Raw genomic sequence first — 20,449 nt, forward strand, 5'->3', positions numbered from 1 at the left:
TTCGACCGATGACAAATTAATGGCGCGCGCGACCATAAAATGGATGCAATTACAGTATCCGCGTTTAATTACGGCTTGATTCGGATCGGTCCGGGCGACCACAATCCGCTGCGGGTCGCCGTGCCCAGCTCCAGTTGCGCGGGATGCGCGTCGGCGATGGTTTCGAACTGGCGCAGCGAGCCCCAGTCGCGGCCCCAGTCCCGGGACAGGTAGGTCGACATCACGTGGGCCCGCAGCAGCAGGTCCGTGATGCCCAGCAGGCCGCCGTTGACACCGTCCTCCCAGGTGTCGGTGTCCTGCTTCTTGGCGTTGTAGTCGGGCGTGATTCGGAACTTCGGGATCTCGGTGACGCCGTCGGCGTGCAGCATCGGGTGCTGGCACGGGAACGCCAGCCCGACGGCCCAGTCCATCAGCACCGGCTGCGACGAGCCGACATACTCCTGCAGGGAACGCAGCTCCGGCACCCGCGGCGGGGTCACCGCGATCCAGTCGTCCGGCGTCAGGGAGAGGTCCTCGGCGACCACCCGGACCGCGACCGCGTCCGCGGCCATCTTGTCGCGGGCGAAGCGCAGGTTGCGCCACGCCTTGGGCTGTTCGCCGTTCAGGTCGTACGGCACCAGCCGCCCGGACGGCACGATCTCACCGCCGGGTCCGGGCCGGCCGTATTCGAGCACGACGGTCTGTCCGCTGGTGTGCCCGTGCAACACGCTGTTGCCGGCGATAGTGCCGGCTGCGGTCACCACGAGCAGGGGATGGCCGTCGTCGGGTTTGGGCAGCTGGTACCACGCCGAGGTGAGCCTGCTCTGTTGCTGGGCGCCGGTGGTGTAGCTGCCGGCCAGCGGAACCTGGTCGGGGTTGAGGCCGTAGGGCAGCGGAACCAGGGATCCGTTGACGCCCGGCGCCTTCAGCTTGGTCGGCGCGCGCCAGTCGTAGGCGTACCAGTCGTAATCGGTGCCGGGCTGAGGCACCGACGTCTCCTGCACCGCCTCGGCCACGGTGTGGTCGGGTACGCCGTTGGGGGAGAACCCGGCGGGGTTGACGCCGCCGAGCGGCCCGAGTGGGCCGTAATCGCCGGGCAGCGGAGCCATGAAGCCGGCGTTGCTGTCCGGCTCGACGAGCACGTCGTCGGCCAGTGCGCAGCCGCCGGCGAACTCGCGCAGGTTGTCCCAGCCGTTGGAGTAGGTGGGGTACTGCCGCACGATCCCGGCGACCATCGAGGCGATGAACACCAGCACCATGAATCCGGCAGCGATCGGCACCGGCGCCGCCGTCACCGCCCGCGCCAGCCGACCCTCGCCGTGTTCCCGCGACGCGAAATGCAGCCAGAACGCCCAGACCGCCGCGATCGCGAACATGACGAAAAACACTGTGCTGACGCTGATTCCGGCGAACCGCGGCATGACGTTGTTGAACGGCACGCCGTAACTGGACACGTACCACCAGCCGTTGGTGGTGGCGAAACACAGCGCCAGGAGGAACAGCACCGCGGCCGCGAACGTCATCCGGTTGCGCGACCAGCGCAGCACCTTCGGCGAAACCAGCACCGTGGTCAGCGCGGCCATCGCCGCCCCCACCGCGGCGAACAGCCCGAAGTGGTGCACCCACTTGGTGGGCGTGAACATCAGGAAGAACATGGTGGCGAAGATGACGCCCATCAGCCGCCACGCCGGGCCGCGGGCCACACCCGGGATTCGCTTGCGGCGCAACATGATGAACACGGCGGTGAACAGGCACAGGGCGCTGATCAGGAAGCCGAATCGGCGCGACAGCGAGCCGTCGACGGTCGGCAGGATCAGGTAGTAGTAGCGCAGGTTCTCGGTGTACCAGGCCTGGCTCGGGCCGATCGCGGTGCGAATCCTGGTGGCCTCCAACACCGTTGCCAGCGTCTGGTCGGCGAACACCACGGTGAGGATGACGAAACCGGCCGCCAGCATCGGGGCCACCAGGGGCCAGGTGCCGACCAGGCGATGCCTGCGCACCAGGATCCGGAGGATCGGCCGGCCGCCGGCGACCAGGGCGGCGACCGCGATCAGGCCGGTGGGCTGGACGCCGAGCGTGAACGCCGCGGTGATCACCGCCAGCGCCGCCGGCGTCAGCCGGGAGGCGCACATCGAGCGCTCGATCAGCACGTAGGTGATCAGCGAGCCCAGCGCGATGATCGGCTCAGGGCGCAGGCCGTTGTTGAACGGCATCCACCCGGTCAGCAGGACCATGCCGGCCGCCCAGTTGGCGGCGGTGCTGGACGTCACCGCCGGCCCCAGCCGCGGCAGCACCTCACGCGACAGCAGCAGCCAGCAGACCAGCCCGGCGACCAGGTCGGGCAGCCGCATCCACAGGCTGCCGTCGCTTACGTGGGTCATCAGCGCCAGCAGGTTGTAGTACCAGCCGAACGGGTCCTCCGGGCTGCCGAACCAGCGGAAGTAGTTGGACATGTAACCGGCGTGGTCGGCGACCCGGGCCATGCCGAGGATGTAGCCGTCGTCGGAGGAGTTGGCGCCGATCAGGTGCCACAGCAAGAAGCCGAATATCACCGCGGCGTCGACGAGGGTGAACTTGCGCCAGCGCGTCGGGATCAACCGGTGCATGCGCCGGCCGTCGAGCTGGTCGAGGCGCCACAGCGCCACCAGCGCGACGATGGTGGACACGATCGCCAGCACCATCGCCACCAGCTTCAAAGTCGTTGGCGTGGTGGAGAACCGGGTGTCGATGGTCGCCGAGAACCGCAGGCCGGGCGGCGCCGGACCGGTCAGATCCGTGAACACCCCCACGATCTGGGGGCGCAGGTTGGGATCGGGGAAGCCACCGCGCACCGGCTTGCCCGCCGGATCGCTCAGCCCGACGAAGGTGGCGAAGGTGCCGGCGAGCGTGGACGTGATCTCGATGCGCTGGCATTGCGGCGACGCCGCCTGGTCGCGGGGCACGCTGGCGATGACCACGTTGCGGTCGGTGACGTCGACGCGCTTGCTGCTGACGACCACGAACAACGCGTTGAGCGCGGCGTCCTTGCCCTTCTTGGGCGCCGTGCTCAGCACCACCCCACCCTCGGGCGGCAGGTCGCGCACCACCGAGCACGGCACGGTCACCGCCACGTCGACCGGCGTCAGCGAGATCAGCGGCGCCGTAACGTTATTCAATTGGCCATTCTGCGGCCAGTTCAGCATCGCGGTGGTCTGCACGACGGGCAGCAGCGGCGTGGCGACCGACAGGATGAAACCGATCAGCCCGGCGATCGTCGCGACCCAGCGCGTCACCCGCACGTCCCGAAGGGCCTCCGACGGCGCGGTGGCCGCTTGGCGTTCGTGGTCGGTGATGCTCATGGCAGCGCCCGGATCGGTCCCGGCCGGCTCCAGCCGCGCACGGTGGTGACGCCCTGTTCGACGACGGCGACCGGCGCCTGATCGGGCGGCACCAACGCGTAATACTTCTCGACCGATCCCCAGTCGCGATACCAGTCACCGCGCAGATACGTGGCGATCGTCGAGGTGCGCAGCATCGCCTGGGTGATCAGGAACGGGCCGCCGGTCTCGCTGGCCTCCCAGCCGTTCGACGACGACGCGGTCTGCTTGTGATCGGGCAGGAGGCGGTACTGCGGAAGTTCGGCAACGCCAAGGTGTTCGGAGAACGGGCGCTGGCAGGGGAAGTTGGCGGCGGTCGCGATGTCCATCAGCACCGGGGCCTGCGACCCGATCAGCTGTTGCAGGGTCTGCAGCACCGGGACGCGCGGCGGCGTGAACGCAAACCACTGCTCGGAACTCAGATTCGGGTCGTAGGCGACGATGCGTGCCACATTAGCCTCCGGCGGCGCCCAGGCCAGCGGGAACCGCAGGTTGCGCCACGCCGGCTCGGGACCGATGTCGATCGGCTGCACCTCGCCGAGCGGCTGGGTGCTGCCGTCGGGGCGACTAATACCCCATTGCAGTTTGAGCGATTGGCCGTAGGTGAAGGTGCCGTCCTCCTTGTACGACCAGATGGCGCCCGCGGCCGAGACCACCACCAGCGGCCGGTCGCCCGTCCGCGGCGGCAGCTGGTACCAGGCCGACGTGGCGGTGGCGGCCAAGGAGTTTTCGCCGTAGCTGCCCATCACCGGGGTGCGGGCCGGATCCAGGCCGAACGGCAGCGCCGCGTGCGATCCGTTCATTCCGGCCGGGCCCTTCCCGCCTGCCGTGCCCGCGGAGTCACTCATGGCGGCGTTGGGCTTGTTGGGTGAGGCGTCTGAATTCACCACACCGGGTTTGGTGACCACGGGGTTCGACCTCAGGTCGTCGCCCACCCCCTCGGGTTTGAAGCCGACGGGGTTTTGTCCGCCGAGCGGTCCGTCGGGCCCGAACGTCTGGCCCGGAATCGGTTGGAGCAGACCGGCATTGGGATCGGGCTCGGTCAGCACGTCGTCGGCCAGCGCGCAGCTGGCCGGCGACAGCCCCGAGGTGATGGCGGCCAGGTTGGCCTTGCCGATGGTAAAGAGCGGGTAGCGGACCGCGGCCCCCTTGGCCAGCGAGCCGACCTCACCGAGCACCATGATCGTCGCCACCACGAGCAGCGGTGTGGAGGCCAGCACGCGGTTGCGCCGGCTGTCCTTGACCTCGGTGTGCCCGGCGTAGTCCATCCGGAAGTGCTGCCAGGCGGCCAGCAGCCCGGTCAGGATCGACAACGTCAGGAACATCGACGTCACCGGGTGGCTGGCGATCACGGGCTGGATGTCCCACCAGGGCACCCCGTAATTGCCGACATAGAACCAGCCGTTGATCCCGGAAGTGGCCACCGCCAGCACGAAAAGCAGCGCCGTCACGTACAGCGTCAGGTTGCGGCGGTTGTGCAGCCCGATCCGGGCGAAGGCGAACGCGGTGACCGCACCCAGGGCGCCGGCCAGGCTGGCGAACGCGCCGAACTGCACGGCCCACTTCGTCGGAGTGAACGTCAACAGCAGCAGGCCGGCCGCGGTGGTGCCGATCAGCCGCCACGCCGGTCCGCTGGCCAGCCCGGGCACCCGGCCGCGCCGCAGCAGCACCACCAGCATGCCGAACATGCACAGCAGCAGCACCAGCACCGCGAATCGCCGCGCCATCGACCCGTCGGGGTTGGACTCCACGGTGAGGAAGTAGTAGCGCAGCCAGTCCTGGTACCAGGCGATGGTCGGGCCGACCTTGTACTTGATGCGCGCCGACTCGGCGACCGTGGCCAGCGTCTGGCTGCGGAACACCACCACGGTGATCAGCGACAGGGACGCCGCCAGCACCACCACCGGGGCCAGCAGCCCGTCCGTCGCCCGGCGGCGCCGGATCGCCTGGGCGATCGCCCGCGCCCCGGTCAGCAGCGCGCCGACGGCGATCAGCCCCTGCGGGGCCAGCGTCGCGGTCAGCATCGCGACGATGATCGCGACGGCCGCGGGCGCCAGCCGGCTCAGTGCGATCGCGCGTTCCACCAGCATCCAGGTCACGATGACGCCCAGCGCGATGATCGGCTCCGGTCGCAGGCCGTTGTTGAACGGCAGCCACGCGGCCAGGAAGACCGCGCCCGCGGTCAACACCGCCACCCGGTTACCGGCCAGGCCGCCGCGTCCCGGCCCCAGCCGCCGCAGCACCCAGTGGCCGATGATCAGCCAGCAGGCGATGCCGGCCAGCGTCGCCGGCAGCCGCATCCATACCCCGGCGGTGCTGACCGACGCCAGCTTGGCCAGCACCGCGAGGTACCAGTCGAACGGCGCGTCCGTCGTGCCGAAGTAGCGGTAGTAGTCGGCGACGTATCCGGCCTTCGGCGCGACCCTGGCGATGGTCAGGTTGTAGCCGTCGTCCGACGACGTCGCGCCGATGACGTGCCAGACCAGCAGCGTCCCGATCACGCCGACGTCGGCGAGCCACGTCGCCGCCCCGACGCGCCACCAGGTGGCCCGATGGGCCCGCGGGCGGTACCGGGACAGCCAAGCGATCGGCGAACGCCAATTGATCCCGATGTCGCCGCCGCGGCTGCGCCGATCCAGCGCCGCCATCGCCGCGATGGCAGCCAGGACCGCCAGCGTGCCCACGGCCATCGCCAGGGTCTTCAGCGCGGTGGGCGCCGTGATGAACCGGGTGTCGATGTCGACGCGGGCCGACAGTCCCGGCTGCGGCGGCACCTTCAAATCGGTGAAGATGCCGCCGACCTGAGGCTTCTTCTCCGACGACAGAGTCCCCGCGGCGCCGGGGATGCCGACGAAATCGGCGCCCGCCGCACCCGCGTCGGCCCAGATGTGCAGGACGCTGCAGCCGCCGGCCGCGACGGCCGGTCGCTTCGCCACCGCGGCCACGGTGTCGCGGAACGCGACGACCACGATGTCCTTGTCGGCGCGCACGAACAGCCCGTTCTTGCCCGTGTCCACACCACCGGCCGGCAGCGTCGAGACGACCAATCCGCCGTTGGGAGGCAACGTGGCGATCGCCGAACACGGGATCGAGATGTCCAGGGCCCGCGGCGCCCCCGACACCAACGGGGCGGTGATCTGGGTGACGTGCCCGTCGGCCACGCCCTGGGGCCAGAGGATCGTCGCGGTCGTCTGCTTCACCGGAAGCAGCGGAACGATCAGGCAGAGCAGCAGTCCGGCCAGACCCGCGACGACGGCGATCAACCGCGGGACGCGCAGCGATCGCTCATTCCGGTCGGGGGGCACGAGGCTCGATCGTAAGGGACGCGACTGAGTGACTTGAGGACGCAGGGCCGCGCGGGCGGCGCGGTGATTTGCCGCGCCCAACCCACGAAATAAACTCTCGTGACAAGAACGGCCCCGATCCCCCTGGAGGCTGGCAGCGCGATGACGAACACAGGTCTCGGCTTCGGCGTCTTGGGACCGTTGCTGATGACCAGCCACGGGGTGCGGGTGCCGGTGGGCGCGCCTAAGCAACGGGCGGTGCTGGCGATGCTGCTGATCAACCGCAACCGGCCGGTGTCCGTCGACTCGTTGATCAACGCGGTGTGGGACGAGGACCCGGTGCCCGCCGCGCGCACCAGCATCCAGGCCCACGTGTCGAACCTGCGCCGGCTGCTTCGCGACGCCGGGGCCGACCCGTACCAGGTGCTGGCGAGCGCCCCGCCGGGATACCAGCTCAGCGTCGCCGACGCCGACTGCGACCTGGGGCGCTTCGCGGCCGCGAAGCTCGCGGGAAATCAGGCCGCGGCGGCGGGCCGCTTCGAGGAGGCCAGCAGGAATTTCTCGTTGGCGTTGGGCGAGTGGCGCGGGCCGGTGCTCGACGACCTGCGCGGCTTCGCCTTCGTCGAAGCCTTCGCCACCGCGCTGATGGAAGAAAACGTGGCCACCCACACCGCCCGCGCCGAGGCCGAGATCGCCTGCGGACGCGCCGGTGAGGTCATCGCCGAGCTCGAGGCGCTGACCGCCGAACATCCCTACCGCGAACCGCTGTGGGCGCAGCTGATCACCGCCTACTACGTCACCGAGCGCCAGTCCGATGCGCTCGGCGCCTACCGGCGGCTCAAGACGGCGCTCGCCGAGGGGCTCGGAATCGACCCCGGCCGCACCGTGAGCGCGCTGCACGAGCGGATCCTGCGCCAGGAACCGCTGGGTCTGAAGCGGGCCGACCTGACCACCCACAAGCGCGGCGCCTACAAGCAGGAGTCCACGACCGCGGGGATCCAGCTGGCGGAGTCCGCCGTTGCGCGGCTGCGTGACCGGACCGGGCGGGTTCATCCGCTGACCGGCGCGACCACCAGGATCGGGCGATTCACCGACAACGACGTCGTTCTCGACGACACCGATGTCAGCCGCCACCACGCCGTCATCACCGACACGGGAACCGGTTTCATGATGACCGACCTGCGGTCCACCAACGGGGTGGAGGTGCAGGGCCAGCGCATCCGCGGCAGCGCCACCCTGGCGAACGGCGACCGCATCCGCATCGGCGGCCACGAGTTCACCTTCGAAATCGGCCCGGTCTGAGGCTATTTCGTCAGCCGGCGCGCCAGCGTGTCCCGGCCGGGACCGCCGAGCTCCGCGAGTGCCGCGGGCCGGCCGGTCATCGCCATGAGCAGCGCCTCGCCCGGGCCGCTGACCTCGGGCCCCGTGCCGTGTGTCCAATCGACATCGGTGGCGCGCAAGCGCAGACCCCTGATCCGGCGCCCCGCCCCGAGCCGGGGGTTGCCGGGCACCAGGCCGAGGACCCGCTGCAGCCGATCGGCGGGGACGGTCCGCGGCCGGCCCAGCGAGCGGCGGATGTCCTGGTGATGGACGGTGCCGTCGACGAGCGCGATCATCCCGCCGAAACCCGCTGTCAGACCGCGTGGTTCGAGATGGTCGCGGAGGAACTCGAGGAGCTGTTCGGGGCTGAGCGCGGAGAACTCGTCGACACCCACCTGGTTGGCCCGGACGACCCAGCCCTTCACGAACCGTTTCAGCAGCCCCGCGGCGCCCAGTTCTTCGTAGCTGATCACATGCGCGACAACGTCTTTCACGGTCCATTTGGTGCACAGGCTGGGAGTCTGCCAGTCCTGTGGCGTGAGGGTGGCCAGGAAGTCGGCGAGGTCGGCCCGCTCGGCGCGCGCCATGGTCATCAGCGTCGCCGTCATCGATGCGCCTCGACGCTGACCAGGCGGCCGTAGCGATCCAGATACAGCGGCCAGCCGGCGTCGCCGTCGATGCCATCGGCGACGGACTCCCAGCCCGGACCGTGCCGGTCGAGGTGGCGGTGTTCGAGCTCGACGCGCGTGCGGTCGTCGGACTCGGCGGTGAAGCGGACCTCGACCTCGCTGGTCCTGGACGGATCGGACTCCACCTGCCAGGTCGGGCCGATGTCCCAACTGAAGATCACGCGGTGCGGCGGCTCGTAGGACAGGATGCGCGCCCACCGGCAGACGCTGCCGTCCGCGCCGCGGTCGAAGATGTGCCCGCCGACTCGAGGCTCGAATACGGTCTCGGCGATCGGGACGGCGAGCAGGTTGTGTTCGCGCGGCTTGAAGTCGCCGAACCGCTCGGTGAAGACGGCGAACGCGCGCTCGATCGGGGCGTTGACGACGACCTGGTGCGTGACGTTCGGTGTTCGGGTCATGACGGGTCCCCCTTGCTCTCATCGATCGTTTTCGCGTAGGCGGCCAGCGCCTGGGCCCAGAACCGGTCGAGCTCGGCGCGCAACGCCTCGAGGCCGGTCGGGTCGAGTTGGTAGACGCGACGTGTTCCCGCGGCGCGGTCGCGGACCAGGCCCGCGGACTTGAGGACCTTCAGGTGCTGCGAAACCGCCGGCCGGCTGACGGGCAGGTCGCGGGCCAGCTCGCCGACCGCCGCCGGGCCGTGCGCGAGGCGCTCCACGATGGAGCGCCGCGTCCCGTCGGCCAGCGCCAGCCAGGCATCACCGTTGCCGGCGGCTCGGTAAGTGGCCACGAACCGTAAGTCTAGACTTACCAATTGGGCGCGGCAAGGGTTTTCCGCCGGGCGCTGTCAGGCTATCCTGACAACATGAGCCTCGCCGAAGCGTGGGAGCAGGCCCAACAGGCCTGGCGCCGGCTCGGCGCACGAAGCGGGCGTCCCAGCGGCGACGGGCTGGAGGCGCTGTCCGACATCGGCATGGTGCGCCGGATGCTCGATCAGGCAGAGTTGGCCGCGGTGCGGGCCGCCCGACGGCACGGAAAATCCTGGGCCGAGATCGCCACTGAACTGGGCATCACGCGCCAATCCGCATGGGAACGCTGGCGGGACGTCGACGACTCCCCGGGCGGTTCCGAGTCGACGGCTGTCGGTGACGCGGCCGCCGAGGCGGTGCGGGTGCGCTTCCGGGAGGCGCCCTGGAGCGCGAAGGTGACGGTGCCCAACGTCGTCGGCCTCGAATGGACCGCGGCCCGCGAGGCGCTCAACGACGCGGGGCTGGTCGCCATGAACGTCCAACCGGACTTCCCATCCGCGCCCGGGGACAGGGGCTGGATCGTCACCGATCAGGTTCCCGAGTCGGGCGCGCGGGTCAAGCCGGGAACCGCGGTCCGGTTGTGGCTCAGCGGCGACGGGGGCGCGGGCGTCCGCGAACCGCGCCGGCCGCGCCCGACGCCCATCTCGTCCCGCGCGATGCGGCCTGAACCGCGCGACCAGGCAGTCGGATAGACGTCTCGCGGCCCGCCGCGTCACGCATCTCCCGCGGCTAGGTGCGGCGCAGCGGCGCCGGGTTCCACAGGCCGCTGCGCGTCGCGATCCCGAGCTGCAACTGGGCGGGCTGGGCGCTGGGATAGTAGGGCGTCAGCCGTTGCAGGGATCCCCAGTCGCGCGACCAGTCGTCCTTCAGGTACGTCGCCATCGTGGTCGCCTTCACCAGCAACTCGGTGACGCCCAGCGGGCCACCGCCGTTGTTGTCCATCACGGGTGAATTCGCCTCGGCGCCGAAGCGGTCCGGCAGGATGCGCCATTTCGGCGTCTCGTCCACGCCGTTTTGATGGCCGAACGGGCGCTGGCACGGAAACGCCAGGCCGACAAGCCAATCCAGGAACACCGGGTCTTTGGACCCGACGACGTCCTGCAGCGTGCGCAGTTGCGGAATCCGCGGCGGCGTCAGCGCGATCCAGTGCTGCGGAGCCAGGTCTTCGTCGTCGGCGACCAGGCGGATCTGGGTCGCGTCGCTCGGGATGGCCGACAGCGGCAGCCGCAGGTTGCGCCAGGCCGGGGAGGCGCCGACGTCCGACAACTGCAACGACCCGCCGGAGTGGCCCCCGGCGGCTTGGTCGTCGGTGGCCCACTGCACCTGGACCTCGCGGGGGTCGAATCGGCCCGCCGCGCTGACCACCAGCAGCGGCCGCGCCTTCTCGCGGGCGGGCAGCCGATACCAGCCCGAGCGCAGGTGCGCGGGAACCTGGATGCCGGCGCGCCAGCTGCCGAGCACCGGTGTGCGGGCCGGGTCGAGGTTGTAGGGCAGCTGGGCGACCGAACCGTTGATGCCCGGGGCCGGGTTGGTGCCGCCCTCGGTGCCGGGCTCGGCGCCGGTGGTCAGCCTGTCCTCGTTGATGAAGCTGCGGTCGCCGGGACGTTCCATCACCGGGTCGGCGCGCACGTCGGCCGGAATGCCGTTGGGGGTGAAGGCCTCCGACAGGCCCGCTCCCAGCGCGTCGGCCACTTGCCCCGTCATCGGGGTCAACATGCCGGCGTTGGGGTCCTGCTCCACCAGCACGTCCTCGGCCAGCCCGCAGGACTTGCCGGTCAGCGCCTCGAGGTTGGAGCGGCCGACCGACCACGCCGGGTATTGGGCGGTCATCGCCAGGGTCAGGGATGCGACCTCGAACACCACCAGGATCCACGCCGCAATTGCCAAGGGAGACTGGACGATTCCGGCCATGCGCGCGCCGTAGCGGGTCTTGGGCGGCCCGTTGTCCGGTTTGACGAAGTGGAACCACGCCGCCAGCAGGAGCACCAACAGCGTCAGCCCGAGCAGGGCGGTGGCGAAGGCGTAATGCCACGCGGGGAACGAATTCGACCACGGCACACCGAAGTTCGACACGTACCACCAGCCGTTGACGCTGGCGAACGACAGTGCCACCAAGAACACCACGACGGCGGCGTATACGGTGCGGTTGCGACGGGATCGCATGGCAACGGAGGTCACGGCGACCGCGGCCAGCGCGCCGAGCGGCCCGGCCAGTCCGGCGAACACCCCGAAGTGGTGGGTCCACTTGGTGGGGGTGAACATCATCGCGACGAACGAGATGATGGTGATCCCGACGATCCGGCGGCTCGGCCCGGCCGCCGTCCCGGGAATTCGGCCCTTGCGCAACGACATTGCCACCGTTATCGCCAGCGCCAGAACCAGGGCCAGCACGGCGAAACGGCGGGCGACCGAGCCGTCGGGGCTGGCCATGAACAGCCGCTCGTAGCGGAGGTGTTCGTCGAACCAGCTCAGGCTGGGTCCGAGCGCGCGCTTGAGCGCGGTCGCCTGCATTTCGCCGGCCAGGGTCTGGTCACGGAAGATCAGGATCGCGGTGACGGTGACCGCGGCCAGGATGGGCGCCAGCAACGGCAGCACCCCGAACTGTCTGGATCGTCGGTGGATGATGGTGCGCAGCGGCCCGATCGCGACCAGCAGCGCGCCGATCGAGGCGATGCCCGTCGGACCGGAGAACAGGGTCAGCGCGCCGATGATGCAGGCAATCGCCACCGGCAGCAGCCGGTTGGTCGCCACCGCCCGCTCCACCGAGCACCAGGTCAGCAGGATGCCCAGGGCGATGATCGGTTCGGGCCGAAGCCCGTTGTCCAGCGGCAGCCACGTCGCCAGGAACAGCCCCGCCGCCGTCCACGCCGCCGCCCGGTTGGTCTTCACGGCGTGACCCAGGCGGGGCATGACCTCGCGGCTGATCACCCACCAGCACGTCAGCGCCATCGCCAGGGTGGGCAACCGCATCCAGATGCTGCTGGTGCTGACGTGGGCCCACACCGCCAGCAGGTCGTAGTACCAGCCGAACGGGGCCTCGGGCGTGCCCAGCCAGCGGTAGTAGTTGGCCATGTAGCCGGCGTGCTCGGACACCCGGGCCATGGTCAGGATGTAGCCGTCGTCGGAGGTGTTGGCGCCCACGAAATGCCACCACGTCAGGACCGCGATGACGAGGGCGTCCAGGCCGCCGATCGACCACCAGCGGGCGGGCAGGAAGCGTCGGTGCCGGGTGCCGTCGGCGGTGTCGAGGACGTGCAGCGCCACCAGGGCGGCGGCGGTCAGCACCACCCCGAGGATCATCGCCGCCATCTTCAGCTGGGTGGGGCTGCTGCTGTAGCGGGTGTCGACGGTCGCCGAGAAGCTCAGGCCCGGCGGCGCCGGCCCGGCGAGATCGGTGAACACGCCGACGATCTGCGGCCGGAAGTCGTAGCCGCTCTTTTCGCCGCGCAGCGGCGCGCCGGGGTGCTCGGCGTTGGGCCCCTGGGTCAGGCCGACGAACTCGGCGGTGACGCGGTCGGCGTGCGCGGTGAAGGTCAGCCGCTGGCAGGCCGGGCTGAGCACCTGGCTCAACGGGGCGGTGACCACCGCGACGTTGCGCACCACCAGCACCAGATAGTCGTTGGCGCGCTGGATCAGCAGTCCGCGGTCGACGGCCTTGGGGGCCTGTTTGGGCACGGTCGACAACAGCACCGTCTTGCCGGCGTTCTGCGGGCCCGCCAGCCCGGCGGCGGCCTGGCATGGCACGGCGACGTTCAAATCCGTTGCCACATAACCGATCAGCGGCGCATCGACGCTGTCGAATGTGCCGTTCTGCGGCCAGTTCAGTTGGGCGGTGGTCTGGTTGACCGGCAGCACCGGGGTGGCGATCGCCAGCAGGGCGCCCAGCAGACCGGCGACGATAGCGACAAGCCGGGCGATCCGGTGGTTACCTCCCGCGTCGTCCACGGGGGTTGATGGTAGTTGTGCGGCCAAGTCAGCCGTGGTTTCGGTGGGCATCGGCCGTTACACCGCCGGCTTGCGGACGGCCAGCACGAAGGGGCCGACGGTGTCGACGACGAAACGGGGATCGGCGAACAGCGCGGCCGGCAAGTCCACGGTGTAGCGGCGGACGTTGGGCTGGTTGGGGTACACGTCCTGGGCCAGCCGCAACGTGTAGTTGCTGTTCGCGCCGCGGCGCATCAGAAACACCGTCGGCGGCGGCCACGGCGAGGTGTCCAGCGCGTGGAGGAACTCGTCGGGGGTCTTGAGCTTGGACCACTTCTCGATCTGCGCGGCCCGCAGGTCGAACTGCGCCAGCGGGTTGGCGTAATGCGACGTCAGCCCCTGGAATCCCCAATAGGGGTAGTACGACAGGAAGCTGTAGTCGGCGGTCATCACCACGATCTGGTCGCGCGGCTTGCCGGTCACCTTGAGGATGGCCGCGTCGATCTCGGCGTAGAACTTCTCGGAGCTCGGCGGGCGGCGATCGCCGCGCTGGCCGTGGCCATCGGTGTCCGTGTAGGCAATGGTCAGGTCCGGCCGCAGCACGTCGGGGATGTCCTGGCTGAACGCGATCGCGGCGGCCAGGCCGATGGCGCCGGCCACGGGGGCGAGGGCGCGGCTGCGCGGGGCGAGGTGTTTGACGGCCTCCACGAAGCCGAATGCCCCCGCGGCGACCAGCAGGACGGTCAGCGTGGGCTGCAGCCGGAACGACAACAGCGTCGTGCGCGCCAGCGTGGTCAGCATCGACAAGAGCGACCACAGGTAGACGGCCAACACGCCGATAGCCAGGGCGCCCGCCCGCACCGACGATCGCGCACGCACCACGAGCCACAGGGCGCCCAGCATGCAGATCGCTCCCAGCAGCGAGAACTGCAGCATCGGGAATGTCAGCTCGGCGCCGTCGGCCGGGAGGTAGTGCAGGGCACTGCCGCTGTTGCTGACCGGGCTGCTCGCCACGCGCAACAGGAACGGCAGCCAGGTGGTGCTGGCGATGGCCGCCGCGATGGCCGCGATCACCGCGAGCCGGCGAAGCGGGTCCAGCGCGGCGCCGAAGCCGCGGCTCCGCCAGCGCGCGCTGGCCAACAGCATCCCCATCAGCGCGATCGTGAACGCGCTCAAGCCGAACAGCAGCGTGTACCAGGTGGCCGTCCAGCCGAGGAACAACCCGGCGCCGACGACCGCGGCCCAGCCTTGCGCCGCCGGCGGTGCGCCGAGCGTGCGGCCAGCTTCACGCTCGGGCTCGAGTGTGCGGCCAGCCGCACGCTCGCCGGCGCGCAACCCCGACCACGTCAGCACCAGCACCGGCGGAAAGAGCACCGTGATCATCGCGGAGTAGGGCTCCGGCGAGCCGTAGGCCAGCGTCACCGCGGCGGTGGCGGTGGTGACGATCAGCGCGTACTCGAAGCGGATCATCCGCCACCACAGCACCAGCGCGACGGCCACCGCGATGGTGATCGAGGTGATCGCCCACGGTTTGTACATCTCCCAGGCCGGCGTTCCCGTCAGCGCCGCGACGCGACCGCCGATCCAGAACCAGCCCGGCGGATAGAACGTCGGCAGCCCGAGGTAGGTCATGTCGTGCAGCGCGGGGCTGTCGGCGAGCCGGGTCAGGTATTCGGTGCGGAACTGCTGATCCACCGAGATGCCGAACAGATACAGCTTGGTGGCACCCAGCGGCATGCCGAGCGTCACGACCGTGAAGGCGGAGACGAAGACCAGCCCGCCCAGCTGGACGAGGGTCCGATGCCGTCCGCGGCGCCACAGCCAGGCGACGGCGACCAGCCCGGCCAGGCAGCCCACCTGCCCGACGGTGGTCAGCGCGTGCAGCTGGTTCGACGACGGGTAGGCGGGCCATTGCACGCCGGCGATCGCGATCAGCGACGGCACCGCCGCGGCGACGGCGACCGCCACCGCGGCGACCATCTGGCCGAGGGTGGCCAGCGCGTTACGCATGGTTAGATTGGCAGCTTGCGGAAAACGCTCCGCGGGATGTGCCGCAACACCATCATCACGTACCTGAATGCCGCTGGCGCCCAAACCAATTCCTTACCTTTTGCGGACGCGGTCACCGCGAGGTTGGCGACGTACTCCTTGTCGACGGTGAGCGGCGCCTCCTTGACGTGCGCGCTCATCCGGGTTCGCACCTGGCCCGGGCGGATCACCAGCACGCGGACCCCGTACTCGCGCAGCGCTTCTCCCAGTCCCAGGTAGAAGCCATCCAGGCCGGCCTTGGTGGAGCCGTAGACGAAGTTGGACCGCCGCACCCGCTCGCCGGCCACCGTGCTCATCGCGATGATCTGGCCGAAGCCCTGCGCGCGCATCTTCCCGCCCAGCAGCACGCCGACGGAAACGGCTGCGGTGTAGTTGATTTCGGCGGCCAGCACGGCCTTGTGCTGGTTCTGCCAGAGCTCCTCGGCGTCGCCGAGGATGCCGAACGCCACGATGGCCACGTCGACGTCACCGTCGGAGAAGGCCTGGTCGATCATCTTCGGGTGGGTTTCGGTGTCGGTGGCCTCGAAGTCGATCAGCTGCACCGACCGGGCGCCCGCGGCCTTCATCTGGGCCACCGCGTCGTCGCGGCCCGGGTCGTTCGGCATGGCCGCCAAGATGATTCGCGCGTGCGCGTTCTGCAGGTAGCGTTCGCAGATGGCCAGGCCGATCTCGGAGGTGCCACCGAGCAGGAGGATGGTCTGCGGATTTCCCACGGCGTCGAGCACCATCTACAACAACTCCAAGCGTCGGGCCATGTCGGAGGCGAACACCCGCAGGGGATCGACCTTGCGGCGCACGGCGATCCATTCGTCGATGCGCGGATACATGGCGTGGAAGGTTTCGGCGGTGGTGCGCGAATCCTTGGCCGTATAGACCCGGCCACCGAATTCCAGGACCCTGCGGTCGAGTTCGTTGAGGAACTCGTTCAGACCCGGCTTGACCCGGAAGTCGACGCACACGTTCCAGCCGGGAATTGGAAAGCTCAGGGGCGCCCGGTTACCCGGTCCGAATAGCTTGAACACGTTGAGCCACGAGTAGTGCCCGGACTTCTGGATGTCGCCGATTATTCGCTTGAATTCATCGACCGCATTGGTGGGTACCACGAATTGGTACTGAGTAAAGCCGGCCGGCCCGTAGGCCCGATTCCACTCGCCGACCATGTCGAGCGGGTGGTAGAACTGCGTCAGGTTCTGTGCCTTGCCCCGGTAAGTGCTGCCCGTGCGGTACCACAGCCGGGTAGCCGCGCCGAAGATCAGCTTGTTGCCGAGGCCGTTCGGGAATATGTCGGGTGTCGTGAAGTACTGCGGCGCATCGAATTTGAGGGGGTTCTTTCGCAGCTTGTCCGGGAGTTGGTCGAGTGTGGCCAGCGATCCCCGCGATATCACTGCCCGCCCCAATTTGGGTGGTGCGCTGATCGCATCGAACCACGCGCTGGAGTATGTGTAGTTGGCCTCGCTGCCGTCGCTGTGAAATGCGATGGTTTCCTCGAGGCTGTTGGTGACGTCGCCGTCGGCGATGAAATAGGCGGTCTCCGTTGGTGTCATCTCGACGGTCGCCCTGAGGATGATTCCCGTGAGGCCGTTGCCCCCAACCGTGGCCCAGAACAGCTCGGAATCCTCACCGGTCGGGGTGAGGTGGCGTACCTGGCCGTCGGCGGTCAGCAGGTCCATGCTGCGCACGTGGTTGCCGAAGCTGCCCGCGCTGTGATGATTCTTGCCGTGTATGTCGCAGGCGATCGCGCCGCCGATGGTGACCTGGCGAGTGCCCGGCAGCACCGGCACCCACAAGCCGAACGGCAGCGCCGCCCTCATCAGTTGGTCGAGGTTGACACCGGCATCGAGGTCGGCCAGCTTGGTGTCGGCGCTGAGGGAATGAATGGTGTTCAGCGCGGTCATGTCGATCACCAGGCCCCCGCCGTTTTGGGCGTTGTCGCCGTAGGAACGGCCCAGGCCGCGGGCGATCACGCCGCGCCCGCCCGAGTCGGCCGTGTTGGCCACGGCTTTGGCGATCTCCTCCGGGTCTGGCGTGGAAAGCACCGTCGCCACGGAGGGCGCGGTGCGGCCCCAGCCCGCGAGCCGCTTGGTGGTGAACATCGTCAAAGAGGGTACCGCTTGGCCGGTTCGGTCAGCGGATGCGGAAGATAACGGCTCGCTGCACGATGAAGTTGATCACCGTCGCCGTGCCCTGTGCGATCACGAACGCGACGGGTATGGCCCAGCTCCGGTAGTGCAGAAGCGCGAGGCTGAGGTGGTTGAGGCCGACCTGCACCGAGAAGGTGACGGCGTAGAGCACCATGACCGCGACGAAGCGCGCGGTGCTCGGCGCTGCCTGAAACGTCCAGCGCCGGTTGATCAGGTAGGCGGTGATGGTGCCGACGATGAAACTGGTCGCTTTCGAAAGGTCGACCTGCAGCCCCACCGCTTTGTAGAGCACCAGGTAGAGACCGAAGTCGACGATCCCGGCCAGACCGCCGGTGACGACGAAACGCATCACCTGTGTCGTCAGACCCAGGTGTGGGCGCGCGGCAGCGGCGCCAGGTTCTGGGGGGATCATTGCGGCGAGTCTATCGGGGCCGCGCCGACGGCATGGATCAGTTAGCGGGGCAGCTTCACCGAGATGAGCTCGACCTGGTTTTCCCCTTGCGGCGTCGTGTAGGTCACGGTGTCGCCGGCCTTGTGCCCCGCCAGGGCCTGCCCCAACGGGCTGCGCGCGGTCAACGTCTCGGCCTCGCGGCCGATGGGGGTCTCTTCGACGATGGAAATCACGTGCATGGTGACGACTTCCCCGTCGGGGAACCGCAGCGTGACCTCGGTGCCGCCGGGCAGCGTTTCGGAGTCGTCCGAGGGCGCCGGTCCGCTGCGCAGGCGCCGGTCCAGTTCGTTGATCCGATCGCCGAGGACGACGAGCTCGTCGGCGCGTTGTATGGCCTCGGCCGCGTCTCCGTGGTCGCCAACCATGCCGCGGTCGTTTTTGACCTCGACCTCGAGGCGATCGCGCCGCTGCTTTAGCCGGTCCAGCTCCGCGGCGAGGTTTTCCCGCGCCGCGTCCGCCGCCGACTTTGCTTTTTTGCTCACGTCAGTCGACCCGATCCTGTCTGCCGTCACTTGCTGACCTGTAGCGCTACAGTGTTGCACCACCACCAGGGCAGCCGCCACCTTACGCGCAGGTGAACTTGGGTGTTGTACACATACCCAGTAGCGCGGCCGATCTATCCTCGTTTGCTAGCGCGCGCCGGACGGCATCGGAGGCCCGCGCCGCTACGCCCAGCCCCGGGCCGTCACCGGCCCCGCGGTCAGGGTGACGACATTGTTGCGGCTCTCGCGCGCCTCGACCGCGGACACCCACACCCGGCCGCCGGTCGCCAGGGCGACGATCCGCTCGGCGGTCTCGAACACCCAGGCCGCCGAACCCTCCATGCCGGTGTTGTCCATGATCCGCAGATCGACGACGCCCCGCTCGGCGAGCAGCTCGAACAGGTCGCGCTGCGGGTCGTCCTGTGCGATCAGAGTGGTGTGGTCGAACTGGTATCGCAGCGCCGACCGCACTTCGGCGACGGCGCCGCCGTCGACCACCAGGCCGGTGCCGGGTTCGGTTTCGGCGCAAGCGAACTCGACCTGGAAGCTCCGCTCGTAGCCGTGCAGGAAGAAACGCTTCCCCCGATTGGCCCACGAACGATGGCAGCACGGGAGCTCGTCGAAGAGCTTGCGCATGTGGAACCGCGCCGCCCTGCCGATCGGTGTGTCGGCGCGATGAATGGTGGCGACGTACACGTCGTCGTCGAAGGCAATGTGACTCATGAGTGCAGCGTCGGGTCGGCGCCTTGACGGATCCTTGAAAGATCCTTGGCGCATCGAGCAGGCGCCGACCAGAGGTGGTCGGCGGCGTTGTCGATTCCGGCCGCTACGCGACTTGCGCGTGAGACCATTCGCTGATCGAGGAGTACCGCAGGAGTCGACATGAAGGCGTTATCCGAGGAAGAACTACTGATCAACCAGCAGGCCGCCAGCGTCGCCGCAACGGTCGTTCCCGAAGCTGTGGTGGCAGCAACACGATTCGAGCAGGTGACGGACGCCATGACGGCCGAGGCGGTCGGTGTCGGCGCGGTCACCCGCTGGGGGATGCGCGTGAGCCGGAAGATGAGTCGGGCGATGCCCGCCATGACGAACGTCGGCGGGATGGCGAAGTACATGGAGATGGCCGGCCTGCCGGACAGCTTCATCCTCGCCGTCACGGCGGCCCGCGTGTACGCGCTCGAGGACAAACGCAACGGGGGCCAGCTCGTCCCGGGCAACGTCCTCAAAGTCTGGGACCGCGGCTTTCGCGCCAGCTTCGGTACTCCGCAGATGCAACGCAGCATGGGGGTGCCCGACGACCGGCAAATGCTGATCCTCTTCCTGCCGATCGAAGGTGGCGGGAACCGCTACCTGTCGGCTGCGGCGCGCAACAATCCGGGCGCAGGGTTCCCGCACAAGTTCATGGTCGCGCGGGACGCTCCGAGCCAGCGCGTGATCGACGAGCTGCGCCCGACCACCCCGACGGTGATCACCGGGGGCAAGATCACGGGCGGCATGGCCGGCGGCGCGCCGTTCGCACCACCGCAACCTTCGGCCGCCCAGCGCCTGCAGGAGCTGGAGGCGCTGCGCGCCTCGGGCGTGATCTCCGACGCCGAATACGCGGCCAAGCGAGAGAAGATCATCGGCGAAATATGAGGCGCCGCGCTTGGCGGCGCCGGCTTACGGTCCCGGATCGCCTTCGATGATCATGGGAGCAACCTGACGATTGACTCCGCCGTTGCTGACCCACGGCTGGGAATTCGGGCTCATGATGCCGAACATGAAGTGGTGACAAGCGTTCATGTCCCAATTCGGCGTCCCCCCGCTGGGCTGCGGCAAGGGCATGTCCGGGCACCAGATATAGCTGCACGCGTGGTAGTTGCAGATCGACTTCGGATAGGTGAAGGCGTGGGCCGTTCCCGTGGCGAGCCCAAGGGCGGCGAGCGCGGTGCCACCCGACAGCAGCGTGCCGGCGGCTAACCGCTTGATCCGGTGAGCGTTGGTGTTCATGCCGCCATTAAACGGCGACGGGCCGCCTACCGATCGCAA

At 69.1% G+C, this 20,449-nt stretch carries 16 protein-coding genes; 3 read left to right on the forward strand and 13 right to left on the reverse strand.

Going from position 1 to position 20,449, the window contains the following annotated elements:
* Positions 1-68: 68 nt before the first annotated feature.
* Both A5655_RS03370 and A5655_RS03375 read right to left on the reverse strand, forming a co-directional pair.
* The gene (locus A5655_RS03370) at positions 69-3,317 is read right to left on the reverse strand and encodes an arabinosyltransferase domain-containing protein (protein WP_067005573.1); all 3,249 of its coding nucleotides are present in this window, start codon (positions 3,315-3,317) and stop codon (positions 69-71) included.
* Positions 3,314-6,640 (reverse strand): arabinosyltransferase domain-containing protein, encoded by a 3,327-nt coding sequence (locus tag A5655_RS03375; RefSeq protein ID WP_067005575.1) that lies wholly within the window; start codon positions 6,638-6,640, stop codon positions 3,314-3,316. The genes A5655_RS03370 and A5655_RS03375 overlap by 4 nt, the downstream gene beginning before the upstream one ends.
* Positions 6,641-6,781: 141 nt before the next feature.
* Between A5655_RS03375 and A5655_RS03380 the strand changes: the two genes are divergently transcribed.
* Positions 6,782-7,921 (forward strand): BTAD domain-containing putative transcriptional regulator, encoded by a 1,140-nt coding sequence (locus A5655_RS03380; protein WP_067005577.1) that lies wholly within the window; start codon positions 6,782-6,784, stop codon positions 7,919-7,921.
* Between the two features lie 2 nt (positions 7,922-7,923).
* Here the strand turns inward: A5655_RS03380 and A5655_RS03385 are convergent, their stop codons facing one another.
* Genes A5655_RS03385 through A5655_RS03395 form a run of 3 tightly spaced genes read right to left on the reverse strand, consistent with a single transcriptional unit; the run spans position 7,924 to position 9,355 of the window.
* Positions 7,924-8,547, reverse strand: coding sequence for a maleylpyruvate isomerase family mycothiol-dependent enzyme (locus tag A5655_RS03385; protein ID WP_067005579.1), 624 nt, complete (start codon positions 8,545-8,547; stop codon positions 7,924-7,926).
* On the reverse strand, positions 8,544-9,026 hold the full coding sequence (locus tag A5655_RS03390; protein WP_067005581.1) for an SRPBCC family protein: 483 nt from the start codon (positions 9,024-9,026) through the stop codon (positions 8,544-8,546). The genes A5655_RS03385 and A5655_RS03390 overlap by 4 nt, the downstream gene beginning before the upstream one ends.
* The gene (locus A5655_RS03395) at positions 9,023-9,355 is read right to left on the reverse strand and encodes a helix-turn-helix transcriptional regulator (protein ID WP_067005583.1); all 333 of its coding nucleotides are present in this window, start codon (positions 9,353-9,355) and stop codon (positions 9,023-9,025) included. Before A5655_RS03395 ends, A5655_RS03390 begins: the two co-directional genes overlap by 4 nt.
* A 75-nt stretch (positions 9,356-9,430) precedes the next feature.
* Here A5655_RS03395 and A5655_RS26855 point away from each other — a divergent pair, with 75 nt between their 5' ends.
* Positions 9,431-10,066 (forward strand): PASTA domain-containing protein, encoded by a 636-nt coding sequence (locus A5655_RS26855; protein ID WP_082978453.1) that lies wholly within the window; start codon positions 9,431-9,433, stop codon positions 10,064-10,066.
* 37 nt (positions 10,067-10,103) lie between these two features.
* Here A5655_RS26855 and A5655_RS03405 read toward each other — a convergent pair whose 3' ends face one another.
* The 7 genes from A5655_RS03405 to A5655_RS03435 form a co-directional block, all read right to left on the reverse strand.
* Positions 10,104-13,370, reverse strand: a complete 3,267-nt coding sequence (locus tag A5655_RS03405; RefSeq protein WP_067005585.1) for an arabinosyltransferase domain-containing protein — start codon at positions 13,368-13,370, stop codon at positions 10,104-10,106.
* A 6-nt stretch (positions 13,371-13,376) separates the two neighbouring features.
* Positions 13,377-15,308 carry a galactan 5-O-arabinofuranosyltransferase gene (locus A5655_RS03410; RefSeq protein WP_067005587.1) on the reverse strand — a complete coding sequence of 644 codons (1,932 nt, stop codon included), beginning with the start codon at positions 15,306-15,308 and terminating at the stop codon, positions 13,377-13,379.
* A 2-nt stretch (positions 15,309-15,310) separates the two neighbouring features.
* Positions 15,311-16,075, reverse strand: coding sequence for a decaprenylphospho-beta-D-erythro-pentofuranosid-2-ulose 2-reductase (locus tag A5655_RS03415; RefSeq protein ID WP_067005589.1), 765 nt, complete (start codon positions 16,073-16,075; stop codon positions 15,311-15,313).
* Complete coding sequence (locus A5655_RS03420; protein ID WP_067005591.1) at positions 16,076-17,440, reverse strand: FAD-binding oxidoreductase; 1,365 nt, start codon at positions 17,438-17,440, stop codon at positions 16,076-16,078.
* Between the two features lie 31 nt (positions 17,441-17,471).
* Positions 17,472-17,837, reverse strand: coding sequence for a GtrA family protein (locus tag A5655_RS03425; RefSeq protein WP_156764672.1), 366 nt, complete (start codon positions 17,835-17,837; stop codon positions 17,472-17,474).
* A 104-nt stretch (positions 17,838-17,941) separates the two neighbouring features.
* Positions 17,942-18,421, reverse strand: coding sequence for a GreA/GreB family elongation factor (locus tag A5655_RS03430; RefSeq protein ID WP_067005595.1), 480 nt, complete (start codon positions 18,419-18,421; stop codon positions 17,942-17,944).
* 183 nt (positions 18,422-18,604) lie between these two features.
* Positions 18,605-19,144, reverse strand: a complete 540-nt coding sequence (locus tag A5655_RS03435) for a 6-carboxytetrahydropterin synthase (RefSeq protein WP_197508580.1) — start codon at positions 19,142-19,144, stop codon at positions 18,605-18,607.
* 159 nt (positions 19,145-19,303) lie between these two features.
* Here A5655_RS03435 and A5655_RS03440 point away from each other — a divergent pair, with 159 nt between their 5' ends.
* Positions 19,304-20,056, forward strand: coding sequence for an SHOCT domain-containing protein (locus A5655_RS03440; protein WP_067005597.1), 753 nt, complete (start codon positions 19,304-19,306; stop codon positions 20,054-20,056).
* Positions 20,057-20,080: 24 nt separating this feature from the next.
* Here the strand turns inward: A5655_RS03440 and A5655_RS03445 are convergent, their stop codons facing one another.
* On the reverse strand, positions 20,081-20,410 hold the full coding sequence (locus A5655_RS03445; protein ID WP_067005599.1) for a hypothetical protein: 330 nt from the start codon (positions 20,408-20,410) through the stop codon (positions 20,081-20,083).
* Positions 20,411-20,449 lie beyond the last annotated feature (39 nt).

It is taken from the genome of Mycobacterium sp. 1081908.1 (assembly GCF_001673535.1).
Classification (GTDB): Bacteria; Actinomycetota; Actinomycetes; order Mycobacteriales; family Mycobacteriaceae; genus Mycobacterium.